Consider the following 21,921-nt stretch of genomic DNA (forward strand, 5'->3'; position numbering starts at 1 on the left):
TTTCTCAGTATTGTGCTAACATTACTAGGAATAGTAGTTTCTAACGCTCAGTTCTTGTTGCAAGCACCGAATAGTACCGATGAAAATAATTATCAATGGTATGAAGCTTCGGATACGAGTACCGTCCTGGGAACGGATTTTTTCTTAGAAGTCACTAATCCAGGTATCTATTTTGCTACCTACGATGGAACCTTATGCGGCTCCAACGCTACAGGTTACTTCATAGTAACGGATTGTTCTTCACCGGATAATCAGGTAACAATGGATATCTCTTCAAATGTTACGTCGGGAGCTTCCGTGAGTTGGAATCCGGTAGTTCCTGGAGATCAACTGAGACCCACTATAACGGCTACAGAGACAGTGGTACGATATACCGCTACGGTTACCAAAGTTGGCAATGATTCTAGTCTGCCAAATTTTACCGTGGTCTGCTTACAGCAGGCAGCTACCTTAGTAAACGATGTTGTAACAGTAGATGAAGACGATAGTGTAATTGTAGATATTTTCGCGAACGATTCGGATTTACCTACCACAGGTACGCTTACGACAACCAATCCCGCAAATGGAACGGTTGCTATAGATGATAACGGTACACCTAACGACCCAACCGATGATATCGTTACCTATACACCTAATGCTGATTACAATGGGCCAGATAGTTTTGACTATACAATTTGTAATGCTATGGGAGATTGCAGCACGGCAACAGTAACGATAGATGTCCTGCCCATATTGGATACCGTGGACGATAGTGTTGCGTTAGATCAAGATACCAATGCAGTTATAGATTTTTGGCAGGATAATGATAATGATTTACCTAGTATAGGTACTTTTAGTGTAACACAACCTTCTAATGGTTTGGTAACCGTAGATGATAACGGAACTCCAAATGATCCTTCTGATGATGTGGTTACCTACACTCCAAATTCCGGTTTCTTTGGAACGGACTCCTATACCTATACTGTGTGCGACAATCTTGGTAATTGTGATACCGCTATAGTAACGATTTTAGTTTCACCTCCAATGGTTACGGATATTGATTCGGACAACGACGGTATCATAGATAGTTTTGAGGATTTAAACTTGGACGGAGATAATGACCCCGCTACAAATCCGACCGATTCGGATGGAGATGGTTTCCCGGATTATCTAGATATCGATTCAGACAATGACGGTATACCGGACAATTTAGAGGCACAAACTACTGCGGATTATATTCCACCAAGTGGTGTCGATGTAAATAATAATGGACTTGATGATGCCTATGAAACTGATGGGGATTTAGGATTGTTCCCAATAGATACTGATGGTGACAGTTTGCCAGATTACTTGGATGAAGACAGTGATAATGATAATGTTCCCGATAATATCGAAGCACACGATTATAATCACGACGGTATTCCGGATGTTGTCTTCATTGGTTCCGATAAAGATGATGATGGGCTTGATGATGGCTATGAAGGCGCCATAACAGTCGATGTTGACGTCAATGATGAATTGGACGACCCCTTCGGACAGCTACCTAATACGGATAGTGACGAAGAGTCCGACTATCGTGACACGGATGATGATGATGATGGTATTGAAACCATAGACGAAGATTTAGATTTGGATGGTAATTATGCCAACGACGATACTGATGAGGACGGTATTCCGAACTATTTAGATCCGGATTTGGGGGTACAGGGAGATGTCATTGAAGTTTTCAATGTGTTAACGCCTAATGGAGATGGTGTTCATGACGTACTACGAATAGATGGTCTGGAAAATTATCCTAATAATGATATCAGCATTTACAATAGATGGGGTGTATCTGTCTTTACAACAAGAGCTTACGATACGGAGGGTAATGTTTTTGACGGCACGTCTCAGGGAAGAGTAACCGTAAATCAAGATAACCAACTGCCTGTTGGAACATATTTTTATATTTTGAATTACGAAGAGCCTAATGGCGAAACAAAACAGCTTTCGGGTTACTTATATATTAACAGATAGAGGAATGGTAAGAATTAAATCTTTGGTGAAAAATGTTCATATCCGGTTTTCTGGTCTATCCTCCTTTGTAGTATTGGTCTGTTTTATGAGTATAGGTGTTTATGGGCAGCAAGATGCCCAATATACCCAGTACATGTATAATACGGTAAGTGTTAACCCTGCCTATGCGGGTTCTAGAGGTCAGATTAGTATTGCGGCACTACATCGTTCCCAATGGGTGGGTTTAGATGGTGCACCCGTAACTCAAACTTTAAACATACATTCACCGATAGGGTATAGAGGATTAGGCTTAGGATTTTCGATTGTTAATGATAAAATTGGTCCGACTTCTGAAACCAACTTTGATGTAGATTTCTCTTATACAATTTACACCTCTTTAGAAGGTCGTTTGAGTTTTGGATTAAAAGCGAGTGCTAATTTATTGGACGTTCGCTTTTCCGAACTGAACCAATTTGGGCCGGATCAAACCTTGCAACAGGATATAGACAACAGACTATCGCCAAATATTGGAGCTGGAGTTTATTATCATACCAATAAATTTTATGCGGGCCTATCCGTTCCAAGATTTTTAGAAACTTCACATTTTCAGGAGTCCTCTTTGTCTACGGCAAAAGAGCAGATGAACTTTTATTTTATCACGGGATATGTTTGGGATGTAAATCAATTCCTAAAATTCAAACCTACGCTACTTACCAAATTGACTCAAGGTGCGCCCTTACAGGTAGATGTCTCCGCTAATTTCATGTTCAGCGAAAAGTTCATTGTGGGAGCGGCCTATAGGTGGGATGCCGCGTTTAGTGGTATGGCAGGTTTTAATGTATCTAACAAATTCTTAATAGGTATTGCCTATGACCGCGAAACGACGGAACTAGGTAACGCTGCCTTTAATGATGGGTCTTTTGAAGTAATATTCAGATACGACTTTATCACTAGCAAGAATAATCTTAAATCCCCTAGATTCTTCTAGAATCACTGTAGTTCCTTTCTTCACTTCAAGGTTTTTTATTAATTGGTATTACCCCAAGTTACTTAAAGGTCTTATTTTTACGTAATGAAGGAAGAAGAAGTAATTTTGGTCAATGCCAACGATGAGCAAATCGGCACGATGCCGAAAATGGAAGCGCACGAAAAGGCACAACTTCACAGAGCATTTTCTGTATTTATTCTCAATGATAAAGGTGAAATAATGTTGCAGCAAAGGGCTGCGCATAAATACCACTCCCCATTACTATGGACCAATACGTGTTGTAGTCACCAAAGAGTAGGGGAGACCAATATAGAAGCCGGTAGAAGGCGTCTTCAAGAAGAAATGGGTTTTACCACAGAACTTAGGGAATTGTTCTCTTTTATCTACAAAGCTCCATTTGATAATGGGCTTACAGAACATGAATTGGACCATGTGATGATAGGGTCTTTTAGTGCACCTCCAGTAATTAATAAAGATGAAGTTGAAAACTGGAAATGGATGAAACCTGACGCCGTTAAAAAGGATATGGAAAGTAATCCACAGGAGTACACCGCCTGGTTCAAGATTATTTTTGAAAAATTTTATGAACATTTGCTAACGAATATTGAAGAAAATGAAGGTAAAGGTAAGTAGGAAGGCACATTTTAACGCCGCACATAGATTATTTAGAGCAGATTGGGACGATACTAAAAACAAAGCAGTATTCGGGAAATGCAGTAATCCTAACTTTCATGGTCACAATTACGAATTGATCGTTAGTGTTATCGGAGAAATTGATTCTGAGACCGGTTTTGTAATGGATGTTAAGGTATTAAAAGATCTTATTAAGTTGCACATAGAGGACGCCTTTGACCATAAAAATTTGAATATTGAGGTTGAAGAATTTCAAAAACTTAATCCAACTGCGGAGAATATCGTGGTAGTAATCTGGAATAAGTTAAGAAAGCACATTAGCAGTGATAAAGAACTGGAAGTGGTACTTTATGAAACACCAAGAAATTTTGTAACCTTTTCTGGATAAATGGGACTTAAAATAGGCGATGCTATTCCGCTATTCACGCTTCCGGATGCACAGGGAAATCAATTTTCTATCAAGCAATTAATAGGGGAAAAGCCTTTTGTGATTTACTTCTATCCAAAAAATAACACCCCTGGCTGTACAAAAGAGGCCTGTGATTTTAGAGATAAATATGAGGATTTTAAAAATTGCGGCGCCGAAGTTGTGGGTATAAGTGCGGACACCCCTAAAAGTCACGCTAATTTTCAGAATAAACATCAATTACCCTTCATTTTACTATCGGACAAGAACAACGAAGTCCGTAGAAAGTTTAAGATTAAGAACAACTTTCTTTTGGTGCCTGGTAGGGAAACCTATGTTATTGATGAAAAAGGAAAAGTTGTTATGGTCTTCAATAGTTTAAATGCTTCTGAACATATGAAAAGAGCATTATTAGCGTTATCTAAAAAGTAAGATATATCTTACTTAAAAAAATTAGTATGAATATACATCCACTAAAATTTAAGCCGATTCTCAAAGAGCGACTTTGGGGCGGAGAAAAGTTGCATACGGTCTTAGGAAAACCGATTACGAGTGACATTACAGGGGAAAGCTGGGAACTTTCCACGGTTTCAGGAGATATAAGTGAAGTTTCTAACGGAGAATTGGCCAATACTTCCTTAAAGACACTCATTGACAAACACCCGGAAAAGCTTTTAGGAAAAAGTGTAGTAGAGCGTTTTGGTAAAGAATTTCCTATCCTCATAAAATTCATAGACGCTAAACAGGACCTCTCCATACAGTTACATCCTAATGATAAATTGGCAAAGCAAAGACATGATTCTTTTGGAAAGACTGAAATGTGGTATGTAATGGATGCCAACCCTGGCGCAGAGCTCATTGTAGGGTTCAATAAAGATGTTACTAGGTCCGAATATGCTAAGAGCTTAGAGGATAATACCTTATTGGATTTGTTGAATTATGAACCTGTGAAGGAAGGGGATACTTTTTTTATAAATACTGGAAAGATTCATGCTATTGGCGCTGGTGTACTTTTAGCAGAAATTCAACAAACCTCAGATGTAACCTATCGTGTTTTTGATTTTAATAGGAAGGACAAAGAGGGGAATTTAAGGGAACTTCATACAGATTTAGCGTTAGACGCAATTGATTATCAGAAAAAGGATGATTTTAAAGTTTCTTACGACGATAAGAAAGATACTGCGAATACCATGGTAGATTGCCCCTATTTCAAGACCAATTTTCTACACCTTGAAAGCTATTTTACACAAGATACTGTTTATAGGGATTCTTTTACCATATTCATGTGCGTAGATGGTACGGGCAAAATACAAACCGAATCTGGTGAAGCTATTATATCGAAAGGAGAAACGGTCTTAGTTCCTGCTTCCTCTGATAGTATTGCAATAAAAACTTCAGGAGCTAAATTTCTAGAAGTTACTATTTAATCAGATTATATAGTTTAATATTCTAAAATTGTATTTTTGTAAAAAATAGAAGTAACATGGCAAGTGTAAGAGATTTAAAAAAAGATATTAATTACGTTTTAGGAGATATTATTGAGGCGGTCTATATTGTTGAGGCTGCTAACGGAAAACAAGATTCTAAAGAAGGCTCTAAGATAATAGATGGGGCTATTGAAACTTTTGATTCGTTAATCGCAAAAGTAAATCAACGTGATGTTGAAAATAGAAAAGCCCATTTAAAATCGGTTCGTGCAGAACTAGAAACTAAAGCGAAAGGTTTGGTAGATGAGCTTAATAAGCTGAATTAAAACTCACTATTTAAGAATTTAGAAAGCACCTTATATAGGTGCTTTTTTATTTTTTATCCTTTATAAGAGCTATAAGTTGTTTGCCATACTTAGACGTCGCAACTTCTGGAGTTAATACTTGAGCAATAGTATCCAAATATTTAATATTAGCGTCTGGAATCTCCTTCAGGGCAATATAGGGAGCCACATAGGAGTCTTTGTTGTTGATGGCAAAATTAATGGCATACATGTAACCTCGCTGAATATTTCTAGTGTTCATAAACTCTAAAGAGTCTATTTCTTGGGCAGTCAAGGGGTTTTCGGTATTTGAAGCTGTTTGCATAATTTCCAGACTTCTTTTATTTACCTCGGACATGTTCTTTCGGAACTCATCTAACTTATCATTACTATCAGAACCTACTATTTTTGCATTTAAATCAAACGTGTTCCAACTGGTAGTAATATTGATAACACCTGGTTCTCCAAAAAAGGTAAGCCTATCGTTGACGTCGTTATTATCCTTTTTGTTCAAATACAGGTAAAATAGTTCTGGACTTTCTAGCTCTGTTTTAAATTCAAAATTTCCATCACCCTCAATAAGTAAGGAGTCAATAGACACAAGAGCGGTATCTTTTACATGTTGAAAATATAGGGTTCCTTTTTTTAACCCTTTAATTTTACCTATTACAGTCATAGTATTTTCTGTGTCTCCACCACAAGAGCTTAAAAAAGCAAGAACTAAGAATGAAGTAAGTATTTTTTTCATGGTTGAATTTTAGAGGGCAAATATCACTAATTTTTTTAGTATTTCTATGACTTCGAACTTTATTTGCAAAGTTTAGTGGACACTAGAAGCTATTTCCATAAGGTAGGCGCAAAGTAAAGCACCTCCTGTACCTACGACATATCCAAGTACAGCCAATAAAACACCTACCGAGGTAAGTGAGGGATGAAACTCCGCTGCTACAACAGGGGCTGAAGCTGCACCACCAACATTAGCCTGACTACCTACCGCAAGGAAAAAATAGGGCGCTTTTATAAGTTTTGCCACGAGTATAAGTAAAGCGGCATGAATAGTGATCCAAATAAAACCTATGGCGATCAGCCCCGGGTTTTCCAGTACTTTACCCAAATCCATCTTCATGCCAATAGTAGCAACGAGAATATAAATGAACATGCCACCTATTTTACTGGCGCCGGCTCCTTCATAGTTTTTTGCCTTGGTAAAGGAAAGTGCTATCCCTATCGTTGTGGCTATGACCACCATCCAAAAGAAAGCAGAACCTAAGAAAGAAAGAAAGCTCTTTTTATCACTGATAGCTTCAATATTACTGCTGAGATAAGCGCTTATGGCGTCCCCGAAAAAGTGTGCTATCCCTACTGCTGAGAAGGCCAAACATAACATTATCATATAATCGTTTAGCGTGGGGACTCTAGTAATTTTTTCCGTGAATTCGGTCACTTTAATTTTCAAGGTTTCAATTGCTGAGGTATCTGCCTTTAGCCATTTATCTATCTTTTTGGTCTTGCCTACCCCAAGGAGGATAATTGCCATCCATACATTGGCGACAACGATATCTATAAGCACCATTCCGCCGTACTTCTCAGGATTATATTGAAAAATTTCTAGCATGGCGGCTTGGTTGGCTCCACCACCGATCCAACTACCGGCAATAGTGGATAATCCTCTCCAAATAGCATCAAAATCGTTTCCACCCACGGTCTCCGGTGAGAAAATAGATACGAGCAGAATAGCAAGAGGTCCCCCTATAATGATACCCACGCTACCGGTAAGGAACATAATGATCGCTTTTGAACCAAGGTTGGCTATCGCTTTTAAATCAATACTCAGGGTCATTAAAACCAAGGCCGCAGGTAAAAGGTATCTGCTAGCCATAAAATAGAGCTTAGAAGTTTCATCCGAGATAAGTCCACTACTAGCTAATATGGCGGGTAGTAAATAACACATAAGAACAGCGGGAACTATAGAGTAAAATTTTCTCCAAAACCCTGTTTTTATACTAGAGGTGTAAAATATGAAGCCCAGCGCAAAAGCGAGGAGCCCAAAAACTACGGTGTCATTTGATATTAGTGGTTCGGTAATAGAATTGTCCATATATCGGTTGAAGTTGATTTTCTCAAATATACTCAAATAAGTAGGTGTTCACGGATAAAGTGCGCCACCCCGTCTTGCGTATTTTTTAAAGTTACGTGGTCGGCAATATGCTTAACTTCCTCCCTAGCATTTCCGACCGCTACACCACAAGCCACATGGGTCAGCATGTCCATGTCGTTATAATTATCACCAAATGCGATAATGTCCCGTAATGTTTCCTCCTTTGTTAGCAATTGTTGAATGGCCGTTAACTTTGATACTGACTTCGGTGCGACTTCTATAAGCGTATCGTTAGATCGGTATACATGCAACGCTGTACCAAATTGCTGCCGTAACACCGGCATTAATTCATCTGAACTCTCCTTAGTCCCCATAAGCATCAACTTGTGTGCGCCAATCTTATTTTTTTCTAGATAGGCCAATGTCATCTCGGCCGGAACAAATGAAGGGTAAGTTCTCGTATATTTTATTTCTTTTTCTACCCTTTCGGATGATCGGGTCACCTGCCAATGGTCATTTTCATACAGACCTATATCGGTCTTAAATTCTTTACATATTTCGTAAATCTGTCTTACGGTATGCAGAGGTATATAAACGGACAGTAGTTCTTTTTTTCCATCCAGAACAAGGGCCCCGTTATAACAGATAATAGGTTGGTCTTCAATTCCCAGTCTTTTTTGAAGGTAGTGCATGCCACTGGGCATTCTGGCGGAGACTAGAATTACTTTAATTTTCTTGCGAATACGTGCAATTTCACTAATGGTAGTGTTAGATACATCACTTTTAGTGGTGAGTAGGGTTCCGTCCAAATCTGAACATAGTATTTTAAAATTCATTCTAAATATTTAACCAATAAGATAGTTTAAGGTTTATAGATCTAAACCTTGGGGCAAACACGTTAACAAAATAATTGTCATTGTACACGAGAAAAAGGTCTGATAATGGAGCAAAGCGCCACTGCAATCGGGAGTTGAAACCTAAATTATCCCGTTGGTTGCTGTACTGAATCAGGGTAGACCAGAAAATAGATTTGCTGAACGTAATATCGATATTAGGACTAATTAACCAAATATTTGCGCTTGAAAAGGGTTGGGGGAGGTCTATTTGATCATAGTTGAACATAAGGGAGACAGAGGCTTTAGGTTGAAATCGCATGGTCATACCACCTTCCACGGAAAATCGGTCTCCGTTGAAAAAGCGGCCAATGCTGGACTCTATGGCGTAAGAAAAGATTTTTCTTTGGTCGGATTGATACCCTGCTCTTACGCTATTATAAAAGTAATTTTCGTTAGCGGGAAGCGGTATAGCACCTTCCGTGCGAGTAGGGTCAAAGGGGTTGAACAGGAAAGTAAAACTATTCGTGTACGCTATGCTTGCTCGTGATTGATTATTGAAATTAACTTCATAGCGTGACCGAAGATCATAATCAGTATTTAGAAAACTTCTACTTGGGCTCCAACGTACGTTCGTGAAATACTGAAAGGAATGGTTTTGCACTATACCCTTCTTAGGCCAAAACACACGTTCAAGGCTCAAAAGGGTTTTAAAAAGGTCGGTTCTACGAACAAAGCCCAAATCTGAACGAAAATCTTCATCTATAAAAGAAGCTTTGGCAAAGACATTGAACTTTCTTTTATTGTACCGAATTAGTGCACTTGTAGCATAGTTTCCTTTGCTATCGTCCGGTTGAAAAGATTTATGGGTAATAAATGACCCGTTCCAGGTGTTATCTTTTGAAGCCAGATTATAGTCAATACCCAAAACACGATTATATTCATCCTTGCGTTCTACAAAGTCATAGTCTTGAAAAGACTGCTTATTGATGAAGAAAACACCGATGTTAGACCTTGAGAAAATGCGTTGTTGTAATGCCAACATGGTATTATTGTTAGACGGAATTCTATTTTCTAAATCTTCTGCAGTTTGAATGTTCAAAACCCCTACACGAAGATCATTAGTCAATTTGCCGCTTAGCCTTACACCGCCTATAATATTATTTTCTATCGTTTCACCCAAGGTGTCCTGTGCGATTCCGATACGTCTTGAGAAAAACGGACTAAAATCAAAACCGTTTCCGAAACTTGCGAAAAGATCGTTATTGTCTATAAAAAATTGACGTCGTTCTGGTAACGCAATTTCAAAGCGCGTGAGGTTGGTTATAAAATTATCGACCTCCACTGTGGAGAAATCAGGATTCAAGGTAAGGTCTAGGTTTAAGCTGTTTCCTACAGATATTTTGGCATCTGCACCCACCTTTACGTTATTGAAATTACGGTTACTATCAAACTCCCTTTCCGCAATACCGTTAACATAGGGAATAAGGGCCAATGGAGTTCGCGATTTTCCCAAAGGTTTTTCAAATACCATATCGCCCATAAAGGCAAGATTGTAAATTTGTTGGTTCTGCGGAATCCTTGTCCACGTGCTGCGTTCATTGGATTGAGTTTCAATTCTGTAACTGTTAAACCGCCATTTGGTTGTGCCTTCTTCAAATTTAAAAGAGGTGAGTGGAATGACCATTTCCGCCGTAAAATAATCATCGTAAATTTTTGCATTTCCTTTCCATTTCATATCCCAAGCCAAATTAAAATCATCTTGGCTTGTACCACCGTTTGCGATGAGCCCTTCTCGGCGCACACCAAAAGGATTTATACCGAACAGAAAAGCATTAGTGCCATCGTTAAAGGTGTCAAAAACTAGCGAAAAGCTATCACTTCCACTGCCTCTAAAATCTCTTCTTAAGGATTGCGTAGCATAATTTTTACCGCTAGAATAGGCCTTAATACCTATATAAAGGTTCTTGTGATCATAAAGTACTTTTATTTGAGACTGTTTTCTTGCCAAAATAGAATCCAGCGGAAAATACTCCCAAAATTCATCCGCACTTTGTGCTAATTCCCATATAGGCTCGTCTATAATACCATCCGGGACAATTTTTTCGGAAATAAACTTTACGGTTACTGATTTGGTTTCTTGTTGGCTTTGCACAAAAGAATGGCATAACAGACATACGAAGACACAAAAAAATCTAGCCATTCACTTAGTTTTGGTTCACTCTCAAATTTAAGTGTTTACAAATTAATTTTAAGCATTACATTATGCTACATCGCCTAAATATTGAGCCAGTAAGTAAGCTTCAAGTTTATGGACCGAAACTTAGGTTCAAATAAGTTAACGGCGTAGTTGTCATTATATACAATAAAAAGGTCCGACAGTGGTGCAAAACGCCATTGCAGCCTAGAATTAATCCCTAGATTATCTCGTTGATTACTATATTGAATGAGCGTGGACCAGAATATAGATTTACTGAAGGTGATACCCACACGAGGACTAAGCAACCAAAGGTCTGCGCTAGGGAAAGGGTCCGGTAGGCTTATTTTATCGTAGTTTACATTTAAGCTCAAACGCACTTTTGGCTGTATCCTTAAGGTAAATTCTCCTTCGGCAGAAAATCGGGATCCATTAAAGAAGCTTCCTATAGAACTATTACCTTCATAAGCAAAAACGTTGGCTCTGTTGGATCGGTAGGAAAAATTTACAGTATTGAAATTATAATTTTGATTCCCCGGCAATTCTATAGCACCTTCTGTACTCGTAGGGTCAAAAGGATTGTTCAAAAAAACAAAACTATTGGAATACCCTAAGCCAAACTGGGATAAGTTTTTCATTTCAAAATCATAACTCAGGTTAATGTCGTGGTCCGTTCTTTGGAAATCCAAAGTTGGTCGCCACGTTACCATGGAAAAGAGTTGAATGCCGTGATTATTGATAGGGCCAGATGCTGGCCAAAATAAACGGTTCACGGATAATGCCGACTTAAATATATCCTTTCTTCTTATAAATCCAAGGTCGGAGGTAAAGTCCTCGTCCACGAGTACAACATCGCCAAAAACGCTCCAAAAGCGGGTGTTGCGGCCAAGGTTCGCTCCCAGTGAATAGTTCCCCACTTTATCTCCAGGTTGAAAGGATTTATGGCCATAGAATTTACCCTGCCAAACATCGTCCTTACTGGATAAATTATAATCTATCCCAACAACTCTGTTGTAACGGTCCTCTGGTAATGAGAAATCATTGGATCCAAAAGTTTCTCTATTGATAAAGAAAAAACCAATGTTGGAACGGGAAAACACTTTTTGCTGCAGTGCTAACATCATATTATTGTTGGAAACAATTTCCCTATCAAGATCTTCACCGGTTTGGATGTTCAATAAACCCAATCTAAGACCATCATTTATCTTACCGCTTAGACGTATGCCTCCAATAATATCGTTTTCTACGGAGTTCCCTGCGCTATCGGTCGCAATACCTATTCGGCGAGAAAAGAAGGGATTTGCATCTCTACCGCCTCCAAAATCACCAAAAAGGTCATTATTATCTACGAAGAACTGTCGTCTTTCCGGTAGGGAAACCTCAAAACGTGTAAGGTTGGTAAAAATATTATCTACTTCAACATTAGAAAAATCGGGATTTACCGTAATGTCAAGGTTCATTCCGTTGCCAATGGCTATTTTAGCATCCCCTCCGACTTTTAAAGCAGTTTCTCCTTGATCAGAAGAAAAGTCCCTGTCCGATAGGAGGTTTGCGTAGGGGATAATCGTTAAAGGTGTTCTTGATTTCCCTAATGGTTTTTCAAATACCATATCGCCCATAAAGGCCAGACTGAATATCGATTGATTTTGAGGAACGGGATACCAAACGCTATTTTCATTGATTTGCACATCGAACCGGTAACTTTGAAAGCGCCATTTCGTCTCTCCTTCTGCGAACTTGAAAGAGGTTAAAGGAATCGCCATTTCGGCGGTGTAATACCCATCGTATATTTTGCTGTCTCCTTTCCATTTTACGTCCCAAGAAGTAGTAAATCCGCTATTGTTGCCGCCGCCTCCAGAAATTAAGGCTTCTCGGCGCACACCATATGGATTTATTCCAAATAAAAAAGCGTTGGTTCCATCATTGAATGTGTCAAAAAGAATACTGATGTTATCGTTTCCACCGGCTCTAAAATCGCGTTCTAATGATGGTATTACGTAATCTTTTCCGGGACTATAGACCTTGATTCCGACATAGAGCGTGGTCTCATCGGTAACCATTCTAATATCGGTTTGATATTCCGCTAAGACATCATCAGAGGGAAAATATTGTTGAAAATCACCCGCACTTTCTGCCATTTCCCAAATGGGCTCATCCAAAATACCATCGGGGACAATTTTGTCTGAGCTGTGTTTAACAGTAAAGGATTTATCTACGCCTTGTGCATGTACCGTAGTAAAAAGCAGCAAAAGCACAAGCGTGCTCAATATTTTTGTCATCGGGTAAAATTTGTTTGCCTTAGTATTATGTTTATGTACACAGATAGTATCTAGCAGCTCGTTTTCTAAATATTTAACCAATAGGTGAACTTTAGGTTTATAGAACGGAATTTTGGTTCAAATAAGTTTACGGCGTAGTTGTCATTATAAACAATAAATAGGTCTGATAGTGGTGCAAAACGCCATTGCAATCTAGAATTAATTCCGAGATTATCCCTTTGGTTGCTGTACTGAAAAAGTGTGGACCAAAATACGGATTTACTAAAGGTTACGCCAACCCTTGGACTGATCAACCAAAGGTCTGCACTGGGAAATGGGTCGGGTAGGTTTATCTTATCGTAATTCACGTTTAAGCTTAATCGTACCTTGGGTTGTAGCCGTAGCGTTGCCTCTGCACCCATAGAAAATCTTGAACCGTTAAAAAAGCTGCCAATGGAGCTTTCTGTCTGAATAGCGAAGACATTAGCTTGATTAGATTGGTAATTGAAACTGACCGAATCAAAAGTATACCCCCTATCACCGGGTAATTCAATGGCGCCATCTGTGCTGGTGGGATCAAAAGAATCGGCCAAGAAAATGTAGTTGTTGGAATAGGAGAAGCCAAATTCGGAGAAATTTTTCATTGCAAAATTATAGTTCACCTGCACCTCATGATCTGTTTTCCTATAGTCAAGACCGGGTCTCCAAGTTAAAATCGGAAAAATTTCTAGTCCATGATTATTGATCGAACCTTTTTCGGGCCAAAATAATCGACGTACAGAGGTCGCAGATTTTATAATGTCATTTCGTCTTATAAATCCGAGATCAGACCTAAAATCATCCCCGACATACGCCAAATCCGTAAACACGTTCCAAAACCTCGTATTTCTACCTAAGAAAGCACCTGCCGAGTAGTTTCCTTTCTTATCTCCAGGTTGAAAGGATTTGTGCGTGTAGAACTTTCCGAACCAAACATTATTTTCACTGGCCAGGTTATAATCCACTCCTATAACCCTGTTATAGCTATCTTCTTCCTCGATGAAATCTTCGTTTCCGAACGCTTGTCTATTAATAAAGAACATTCCAATATTAGACCTAGCAAATACCTTTTGCTGCAGGGCGAACATCATGTTGTTATTCGATGGTATTTCCTGATTTTCATCCTTTGCCGTTTGAATGTTCAAAAAGCCAAGTCTAAGGTTATTATTTAATTTACCGCTTAATCTAATACCTCCAAGAATATCATTTTGTACAGAATTACCGGAACTATCGGTAGCGATACCGATCCTTCTAGAAAAGAAGGGGTTTGCATCCCTACTACCGCCAAAACTTCCAAAGAGGTCATTGTTATCTACAAAGAACTGTCTTCTTTCCGGCAAGGAAACCTCGAACCTAGTAAGGTTGGTGAAAATATCATCTACCTCCACATTAGAAAAATCAGGATTTACCGTAACATCTAGGTTCATTCCGTTGCCTATGGCAATCTTGGCGTCACCTCCAACTTTAAAAGAGGTATCTCCGCTATCTGTACTAAAATCCTTATCCGTAATTGCATTTACATAGGGTATCAGGGCAAGGGGAGTCCTTGAGCGACCTAGTGGTTTTTCAAAATACATATCTCCCATAAAAGCGAGGTTAATTACGCTTTGGTTCTGCGGAATAATATACCAATTACTCCGTTCGTTGGACTGCATGTCAAAACGGTAACTCTGGAACCTCCATTTGGTTTCACCCTCCGCGAATTTGAAAGAAGTTAGGGGGATAGCCATTTCTGCAGTGTAATATCCTTCGTATATCTTACTTTCTCCACGCCATTTTACATCCCATGATGTGGTAAAGCCCCTTAAACTTTGCCCACCACCGGATATGAGTACTTCTCTGCGAACTCCGTAGGGGTTTATGCCAAATAGGAAGGCATTGGTGCCGTCGTTGAACGTGTCGAATATGATACTTATATTATCGTTACCGCTAGCCCTAAAATCCCGTTCTAATGATGGTATAACGTAATCTTCCCCGGGAGTATAAACTTTTATTCCTACGTAAAGCGTAGTTTCGTCCGTGACCATTCTTATATCGGTCTGATATTTTGCAGGAACATCGTCCGATGGAAAATATTGTTGAAATTCGCCGGCACTCTCGGCAATTTCCCAAATGGGTTCATCTAAAATGCCATCAGTAATAATTTTGTCCGTAGTATGTTTAACAGTAAAAGATTTGTCTTTGGTTTGGGAACGTACCGAAATAAAAAGAAGTAAAAGCACTAGAGTACTTAATATTTTGGTCATTTTCGTTTGGAATTAGCTAGTGCCAAAATTAACCTTTTACATCGTTAAAAAAATGCTAAAACTTAGTTGTCTTTTTTCTCCTTTGGACTGCGCTTTGCTTCTTTAAGACTTTTCATCAGCATCCATTCTATTTGCCCGTTAGTACTGCGAAATTCATCTGCCGCCCACTTCTCGATAGCTTTGAGCATATCTTCATTTACCCGTAATGCAAAGGCCTTTTTTTTACTCATTTCATTAAAATCATGACTAGAAAATCTAGGGCTGAATTGTTCTGTAACTTATAGAATAAAGAATCTTAATGATTTAAGGTCCCTGTATTCACAATGGGAGCGGCATCCTTATCCGAACATAGTACTACCATTAGATTACTCACCATAGCCGCCTTACGCTCCTCGTCCAAAGCTACCAATTCTTTTTTGCTTAACTCATCCAGGGCCATTTCTACCATACTTACGGCTCCCTCAACAATTTTATGTCTGGCAGCTACGATGGCGGTTGCTTGTTGTCTTTTGAGCATGGCATTGGCAATTTCTTGAGCGTAGGCAAGGTAACCTATCCTAGCTTCTAATACTTCAATACCGGCCATGGCCAAGCGTTCCTGAACCTCTTTTTCCAATGCCTCGCTTACTTCGTTGAGACTGGAACGTAAGGTAATATCCTCATCCAAGCCCTCATCCGCAAAATTATCGTAAGGATACATACTGGCCAGTTTACGCACCGCCGCGTCGGTTTGTACACGCACAAAGTTTTGGTAATCGTCTACCTCAAAAGCTGCTTTGTAGGTATTGGTAACGCGCCAAACTAAAATGGTACTGATCATAATAGGATTCCCTAGTTTATCATTTACCTTAAGTCTTTCACTATCAAAATTACTGGCGCGGAGAGAAATTTTCTTTTTGGAGTATAACGGATTTACCCAGAACAAACCATTTTTCTTGATGGTACCTACATATTTTCCGAAAAGTAAAAGAACTCTGGAGCTGTTGGGGTTTACAAGGACGAACCCGGGTATAATAAAGACTGCGGCAAATAATAGTAAAGCACCTACATAGATTCGAAGTAGGGGTATTCCTCCACCCACCAATACTAGTAGTACAAAAAGCATGGTGTATCCGTTGATGGGATTATAGTTTTTTTCAGTTGACATAATATATGATATTAAAATGATATCATAAATATATCAAATTATTTGACACGGAGCTTTAGTTTGAATTAATTTTTGAACTTTTTTTCTTTCTTCTTATTTGGGTTTTTAAAAAGACGTTTAAAAAAACCATCTCTTTTGATAGGCTCGCAGTCTAGCGCGGTTAGCACGGAAGCACTGGGCTGGGGAAATTTGGCCTGGGTAATTTCAGTAAAGGTCTTGTCTTTATTCAATTCTTGATACCACAGCGCAAAAAGAGGTAGTGCGGCGTTGGCACCTTGGCCTAAGCTGGTGTTTTTGAAACCTATTTCATGATTATCCAGGCCCACCCAAGTAAGGTGTATCAGTTTTGGAGTCAGGGCAACGAACCAAGCATCTTTATTATTCTGAGTAGTGCCTGTTTTCCCTGCAATATCATTCTTTAAATTATAGGTGTCCCGTATTCTGGAAGCAGTACCAGAGTCAATAGTAGCCTTCATCATTTCTATCATAATTGCGCCATTTTCCTTCGAAAAAGCGCTTTTTTCGTTCATTTTTGATTCAAAACTGGCTAAAATAGAGTCATTTTGATTGGTAATACGCTTAATGATAAACGGTTCTATGGTTTTACCTTCATTTAAATAACTGGTATAGGCCTTGGCCATTTCGGTCATTCTAATTTCACCTGTGCCCAAGGCCAGGGAGGGTAATTTAGGAAGCTTCTCCTTGATTCCCATTTTCTTGGCCTGCTCCAAAACATGCCCTATTCCCGTTTTTTCTAAAACTTTTACGGCAATCGTGTTTACCGAATTGCTCAGCCCTTGTTCCATGGAGTATTTGAGATAGGTTTCATTCTTTTCGCCGGAGTTACTGGGAGACCATCCCTCTAAATTTTTATAGGCAATTTCCTGAGCGGAAAAATAGGTACATGGGGCTATACCTTTTTCTAGGGCAGCCGTATATACAATAGGTTTAAATGTAGAGCCTACTTGACGTTTGCTTTGTGAAATATGGTCGTATTTAAAGCGTTTGAAGTCCACACCGCCTATCCAAGTGAATACAGCTCCCGTATGGGCGTCCATGGACATGGTCCCCGTATTCAAAATCTTACTGTAATACTGAATGCTGTCCCAGGTACTGGCATCTTTCTCAAAGTCGCCCTGCCAACTAGAAAATGTTATTTTACGGGTGTTGTTCTTAAGGCTATCTATTATTTCAGATTCCTTAAAGCCTTGATTTTTCAATTTTCTAAAAATTGAGCTCCGCTTCACAATTTTATTCATAAGTATCTTGTCCTTTAACCAGGGCGCATTTTTTCCATAACTTTTTTCAAAACTTTCCTGTAATTGGGTCATATGCCTTGCCATAACCTCTTCCGCTAATTTTTGCATTTTATAATTGAGCGTTGTATATATTTTTAAACCACTGGTGTAGAGGTTTAAATTGCCTCCTTTCTCATTTTCCTGCTCGGTCCATTTTATGAGTTGTTTGCGCACTTCTTCCCTAAAATAGGGTGCCAAGCCGGCATTGTAGTCAAATTCCCTATAATCCAAGGCCAGCTTGGTATCCATAGATGCCTTCAATTCGTTTTTGTCAATAAAACCATTGCGATGCATCGCCGCGAGTACAACGTTTCTGCGGGTAAGACTTTTATCTGGAAAAATTCGGGGATTATAGCCGTAAGTGGCCTTTAGCATACCAACCAAGGTGGCCGCCTGGGGATATGAAAGATTTTTAGTTCTTGTATTAAAGAACTTTAAGGCCGCACTTTCAATCCCGAAAGTGTTATCGCCGAAGGACACCGTGTTCAGATAATGAGCGAGAATTTCTTCTTTTGAAAAAATAGTTTCCAGTCTTTTAGCTATCAACATTTCCTTGAACTTATCTACGACGATATTGGTCTCATTACGCTCTTTTCTCGGATAGAGATTTTTAGCCAATTGTTGGGTAATGGTGCTACCGCCTCCAGAGGAAGTGTCCCCCATAAGTATGGTTTTGAGACCTACTCTAAAAAGACTTTTATAATCTATTCCGGAGTGGTCGTAAAAGCGCTCATCTTCAATTGCGATGAGCGCGTGAAGCACCTTATCAGGTATGGCATCGAAAGGAATGGGTTGGCGGTCGTTGAGGTAATATTTACCTATCAACACACTGTCTGCCGAAAAAACTTCCGAAGCCTCTTGATATTTAAAACTGGCCAGTTCCTCGGAGCTGGGAAGCTTGCCCCATGCACCTAGATATATACTTGCTATGAATACGAACAAGACCAGAAAAGACAACCCTATCGTAACTAGAAAATACCGCAGGAGCTTTGGTTTTATTCGCTTTATAATACCGAACAACTTTTTCATGATTGCAAGATGTAATTAAAATGTAAGCCTAATAGCTTTTTAACAATAACTTAAAATATGATGGTCTATTTTTGATACAAATTTAGGGCATGAAAAATATAGTTATACTGGTTTTTTTAGTGACGCAATTTTCTTTTGGGAACGATGTTATATGGTCCAAAACGGGACATAGGGTTGTAGGAGAGGTAGCCCAAGCGCATTTATCAAGAAGAGCGAAAAAGGCAATACATAAGATTCTTAAGGGTCAAAGCTTGGCAGCGGTCGCTAATTTTGGTGATGAAATCAAGGCAGATAGGCAGTTTAGAAAGTTTAGTGCTTGGCATTACGTGAATTTTCCGGCTGATAAGAATTATCGGGATGTTGAACCGAGCGAGTATGGCGATTTGGTAATGGGCATTAATTCCTGTATTTCTATAATCAAGGACCCCAGCAGTGCTGAAGAAGACCTTGCTTTTTATCTAAAGTTCTTGGTCCATTTGATAGGTGATTTGCATCAGCCCATGCATGTGGGTCGTTTGGAAGATAAGGGCGGAAACGATATACAGGTACAATGGTTCGGTGACGGGAGTAACTTACACCGGGTTTGGGATTCCAATATGATTAATGACTATGGAATGAGTTTTACGGAACTCTCGGATAAATTACCGGTTCTCACCAAAAATGAGATAAAGGAACTACAAAAGGGCGATGTGTACGACTGGGTAGAAGAATCTCAAGATATTGCGAACGAAATCTACAACTCCGTAACGGTAGGCGAAAAAATCGGTTACCAATACAGCTATACCTGGTGGGACACGGTAGAGACACAATTACAAAAAGGAGGAATACGTCTGGCCGCTGTACTGAATAGCATTTTTGAATAGAAAATCTAGTATTACCTTTTAGAAATTTTATTTCCGGTAATTTGCCTTTGACGTGAACATTTAAAACGGTCCACGTCGTTGGTCCTTAATTTGGCATGTTTGGTTGCTCTACCTTGCACTCTCTTGCGCCACATACGAAAACTACTGGGTTTCATTTCCTTTCTCATGATTTCTATCGTCTCCTGTTCGGATATTCCAAACTGAAAAGTTATGGCGTCAAAAGGTGTACGGTCTTCCCAGGCCATTTCTATTATACGGTCCAATTCTATTTCTGTAAATTCTTTTTTCATAGCAGTACAAATATACGAACCAAAAAAGAATGGTCTTTGGCACGACCTTTGAAATAGGATATGTAATTATGAGCAGCGCGAATATTGGTTTAATTTGTCCCTATACTAAAGATAGTTGCCCATAAAATAACGGACTTTAAAAACCGGTTCCCACGGCCGGTTTTTTTACTCGATAATCGAGAGTTAAATGTTCCGTGGCTTACTTCAGAAAAAGAGTTCGTTTTCCTACGAACACTTGCCGCGCTTGGCCTGAGACTATTTATTCTATGATACGAAAGGTGAGGTTAATGCGCTCTCCAATAGGTTTGGCCGTTTTAGGTATCTGGTGCTTCCAAAAATGCTGGGTTTTTCCTTGCATTAGTAGCAGGCTACCGTGTTCTAAAAGGATTTTTGTTTTTAATTCTGGGTCTGTATTGTGCTTCAGATTAAAAAAGCGTTCAGCTCCCAGACTTATTGAGGCGATAATAGGGTTTTTGCCCAATTCTTTTTCGTTATCGGCATGCCATCCATTACTATCCCTGCCGTCTCTATATAAATTTAGCAGACATGTCGTAAACTCGCAATCGGCGATATCCTCAATCTTGTTCTTAAGCCGTAGAAGTTCTTCTGTAAACTGATGCGGGGTCATCTTAATATTGGAATAAGAGTAGGGCAGTTCATTGTTGGCATAAAGTGCGGTAAGTCTTGGTTGCGCATGCACCTTTCCAAATACCTTTATATTATCTTGTTGCCAGACAACCCTATCCTTAAGGGAGTTAAAGTATTCGGTCGCCTTTTCTGGTGCTAAGAATTTTGGATAATAGCGTATGGTGCTATCCGGTAGATTTAAATCTATGGGTTCATTAAAAAGGCCCTGCATTAACTTAATACCGTTTTAAGTTGATTTCTATATTCCGAAGGGTTTTGTCCCGTAAAGGCCTTAAAGGATTTGTTGAAATGAGAAAAGTTATTAAATCCACATTCAAAACATACCTCGGTAATGCTCATGGGCTTTTCCGCTAACAGTTTGGATGCATGCACCAGTCTGTATTCGTTAACGAACTGTATGAAGGTCTTGTTGGTTATCTTTTTAAAATACCTACAGAAAGAGGGTATGGTCATGCTGGTAATGCCAGCTATTTCCTCTAAAGTAATTTCTTCCTTAAAGTTGTTCTTTACGTGATTGAATACTACATTAATACGGTCATTATCCTTTATATCTGTCTCCAAGGAAAAGCCTTCGGCATTCAAAAGTTTTATTTCGGTAGAATTGGCCAATTCGTTTAGAATGTTGAGAATGGACAGGAGTCGTTGAAAATCAGTCTGGTATTCCAATACTTCCATCTTTTCTCCAATTTTACGTTTGGTTTTACCGGAGAAGGTGATACCACCATTAGCAGTGGTAAAAAGTTTCTGTATTTTCTGCATTTCAGGGATATTGAAAAAATCGTTCCCTAAAAAATCCAACTTCATTTGAATTACCGTTTCGCTAGTATTTCCTGTGAGCCTATCCGTTAACCCACAGTGTGGTAAGTTACTACCGATTAAAATAAGTTCTCCGTTAGTGTAATAGGATACATGACTTCCAATTTGTCTTTTCCCGGAACCACCGTTGACATACACCAACTCTATTTCTGGATGATAATGCCAGGCGTAGTTCTTGTTCAACTTAGATTGGTCAAATTTCTGGTACGTAAAAGAGTGACCAAAAGTGGGTTCTATGGCTTCAAAAGCAGGTTTTTGAGTAATCATAGCAAATGATAATTTTTATATAAAATTAGTCAACAAAGGTTTTAAGAATATTTACAAAATTACCAATAATATGTGCAATATTAACCATCTAAATAAATGAAGGGGTAATCGTTGTTAAAATAGAACATAAAATGGGAAAAT

Annotated in this window: 20 protein-coding genes; 8 read left to right on the forward strand and 12 right to left on the reverse strand. The window is 39.1% G+C overall.

The window, feature by feature from the left end; translation table 11 throughout:
* The first annotated feature begins 12 nt into the window (after positions 1 to 12).
* The 7 genes from EJ994_RS01695 to EJ994_RS01725 all read left to right on the forward strand — a co-directional run bounded on the left by EJ994_RS01695 (position 13) and on the right by EJ994_RS01725 (position 5,754).
* The gene (locus EJ994_RS01695) at positions 13 to 1,995 is read left to right on the forward strand and encodes an Ig-like domain-containing protein (protein WP_241240828.1); all 1,983 of its coding nucleotides are present in this window, start codon (positions 13 to 15) and stop codon (positions 1,993 to 1,995) included.
* A gap of 4 nt (positions 1,996 to 1,999) precedes the next feature.
* A complete protein-coding gene (locus EJ994_RS01700; protein ID WP_126590921.1) occupies positions 2,000 to 2,962 on the forward strand; it encodes a type IX secretion system membrane protein PorP/SprF in 963 nt (320 codons plus the stop codon).
* An 84-nt stretch (positions 2,963 to 3,046) separates the two neighbouring features.
* The gene (idi, locus tag EJ994_RS01705; RefSeq protein ID WP_126590922.1) at positions 3,047 to 3,595 is read left to right on the forward strand and encodes an isopentenyl-diphosphate Delta-isomerase; all 549 of its coding nucleotides are present in this window, start codon (positions 3,047 to 3,049) and stop codon (positions 3,593 to 3,595) included.
* Positions 3,576 to 3,983 carry a 6-pyruvoyl trahydropterin synthase family protein gene (locus tag EJ994_RS01710; RefSeq protein WP_126590923.1) on the forward strand — a complete coding sequence of 136 codons (408 nt, stop codon included), beginning with the start codon at positions 3,576 to 3,578 and terminating at the stop codon, positions 3,981 to 3,983. The genes idi and EJ994_RS01710 overlap by 20 nt, the downstream gene beginning before the upstream one ends.
* Positions 3,984 to 4,433 (forward strand): peroxiredoxin, encoded by a 450-nt coding sequence (locus EJ994_RS01715; RefSeq protein ID WP_126590924.1) that lies wholly within the window; start codon positions 3,984 to 3,986, stop codon positions 4,431 to 4,433.
* 32 nt (positions 4,434 to 4,465) lie between these two features.
* A complete protein-coding gene (locus EJ994_RS01720; protein ID WP_126593628.1) occupies positions 4,466 to 5,428 on the forward strand; it encodes a type I phosphomannose isomerase catalytic subunit in 963 nt (320 codons plus the stop codon).
* A 56-nt stretch (positions 5,429 to 5,484) separates the two neighbouring features.
* Entirely contained in the window at positions 5,485 to 5,754 is a 270-nt protein-coding gene (locus EJ994_RS01725) for a hypothetical protein (RefSeq protein ID WP_099574342.1), read from the forward strand.
* Positions 5,755 to 5,800: 46 nt separating this feature from the next.
* On the opposite strand, the gene EJ994_RS01730 is transcribed toward EJ994_RS01725, so the two are convergent.
* The 9 genes from EJ994_RS01730 to EJ994_RS01770 all read right to left on the reverse strand — a co-directional run bounded on the left by EJ994_RS01730 (position 5,801) and on the right by EJ994_RS01770 (position 18,896).
* Positions 5,801 to 6,499 (reverse strand): DUF4369 domain-containing protein, encoded by a 699-nt coding sequence (locus tag EJ994_RS01730; RefSeq protein ID WP_126590925.1) that lies wholly within the window; start codon positions 6,497 to 6,499, stop codon positions 5,801 to 5,803.
* Positions 6,500 to 6,571: 72 nt separating this feature from the next.
* Positions 6,572 to 7,849: a DUF819 domain-containing protein gene (locus EJ994_RS01735; protein WP_126590926.1), complete on the reverse strand. Its 1,278-nt coding sequence runs from the start codon at positions 7,847 to 7,849 to the stop codon at positions 6,572 to 6,574.
* 32 nt (positions 7,850 to 7,881) lie between these two features.
* Positions 7,882 to 8,685, reverse strand: a complete 804-nt coding sequence (locus EJ994_RS01740) for a Cof-type HAD-IIB family hydrolase (protein ID WP_099574345.1) — start codon at positions 8,683 to 8,685, stop codon at positions 7,882 to 7,884.
* 1 nt (position 8,686) lies between these two features.
* On the reverse strand, positions 8,687 to 10,885 hold the full coding sequence (locus tag EJ994_RS01745; protein WP_126590927.1) for a DUF5916 domain-containing protein: 2,199 nt from the start codon (positions 10,883 to 10,885) through the stop codon (positions 8,687 to 8,689).
* 74 nt (positions 10,886 to 10,959) lie between these two features.
* The gene (locus tag EJ994_RS01750) at positions 10,960 to 13,158 is read right to left on the reverse strand and encodes a DUF5916 domain-containing protein (RefSeq protein WP_126590928.1); all 2,199 of its coding nucleotides are present in this window, start codon (positions 13,156 to 13,158) and stop codon (positions 10,960 to 10,962) included.
* 65 nt (positions 13,159 to 13,223) lie between these two features.
* The gene (locus tag EJ994_RS01755) at positions 13,224 to 15,422 is read right to left on the reverse strand and encodes a DUF5916 domain-containing protein (protein WP_126590929.1); all 2,199 of its coding nucleotides are present in this window, start codon (positions 15,420 to 15,422) and stop codon (positions 13,224 to 13,226) included.
* Positions 15,423 to 15,484: 62 nt separating this feature from the next.
* The gene (locus EJ994_RS01760; protein ID WP_126590930.1) at positions 15,485 to 15,652 is read right to left on the reverse strand and encodes an Arc family DNA-binding protein; all 168 of its coding nucleotides are present in this window, start codon (positions 15,650 to 15,652) and stop codon (positions 15,485 to 15,487) included.
* Positions 15,653 to 15,717: 65 nt separating this feature from the next.
* The gene (locus EJ994_RS01765; protein WP_126590931.1) at positions 15,718 to 16,569 is read right to left on the reverse strand and encodes an SPFH domain-containing protein; all 852 of its coding nucleotides are present in this window, start codon (positions 16,567 to 16,569) and stop codon (positions 15,718 to 15,720) included.
* A 65-nt stretch (positions 16,570 to 16,634) separates the two neighbouring features.
* Positions 16,635 to 18,896 carry a transglycosylase domain-containing protein gene (locus tag EJ994_RS01770; protein WP_126590932.1) on the reverse strand — a complete coding sequence of 754 codons (2,262 nt, stop codon included), beginning with the start codon at positions 18,894 to 18,896 and terminating at the stop codon, positions 16,635 to 16,637.
* Positions 18,897 to 18,985: 89 nt separating this feature from the next.
* On the opposite strand from EJ994_RS01770, the gene EJ994_RS01775 reads away from it, so the two are divergent.
* On the forward strand, positions 18,986 to 19,759 hold the full coding sequence (locus EJ994_RS01775) for a S1/P1 nuclease (protein WP_126590933.1): 774 nt from the start codon (positions 18,986 to 18,988) through the stop codon (positions 19,757 to 19,759).
* A gap of 11 nt (positions 19,760 to 19,770) precedes the next feature.
* Here EJ994_RS01775 and EJ994_RS01780 read toward each other — a convergent pair whose 3' ends face one another.
* The 3 genes from EJ994_RS01780 to EJ994_RS01790 form a co-directional block, all read right to left on the reverse strand.
* Positions 19,771 to 20,049, reverse strand: coding sequence for a TIGR03643 family protein (locus EJ994_RS01780; protein WP_126590934.1), 279 nt, complete (start codon positions 20,047 to 20,049; stop codon positions 19,771 to 19,773).
* Between the two features lie 259 nt (positions 20,050 to 20,308).
* Positions 20,309 to 20,908 (reverse strand): alpha-ketoglutarate-dependent dioxygenase AlkB family protein, encoded by a 600-nt coding sequence (locus EJ994_RS01785; protein ID WP_126590935.1) that lies wholly within the window; start codon positions 20,906 to 20,908, stop codon positions 20,309 to 20,311.
* Positions 20,908 to 21,780: an AraC family transcriptional regulator gene (locus EJ994_RS01790; protein ID WP_099574355.1), complete on the reverse strand. Its 873-nt coding sequence runs from the start codon at positions 21,778 to 21,780 to the stop codon at positions 20,908 to 20,910. The genes EJ994_RS01785 and EJ994_RS01790 overlap by 1 nt, the downstream gene beginning before the upstream one ends.
* Between the last annotated feature and the right edge of the window lie 141 nt (positions 21,781 to 21,921).

Origin of the sequence: Maribacter sp. MJ134 (genome assembly GCF_003970695.1) — a bacterium.
Taxonomy (GTDB): Bacteria; Bacteroidota; Bacteroidia; order Flavobacteriales; family Flavobacteriaceae; genus Maribacter.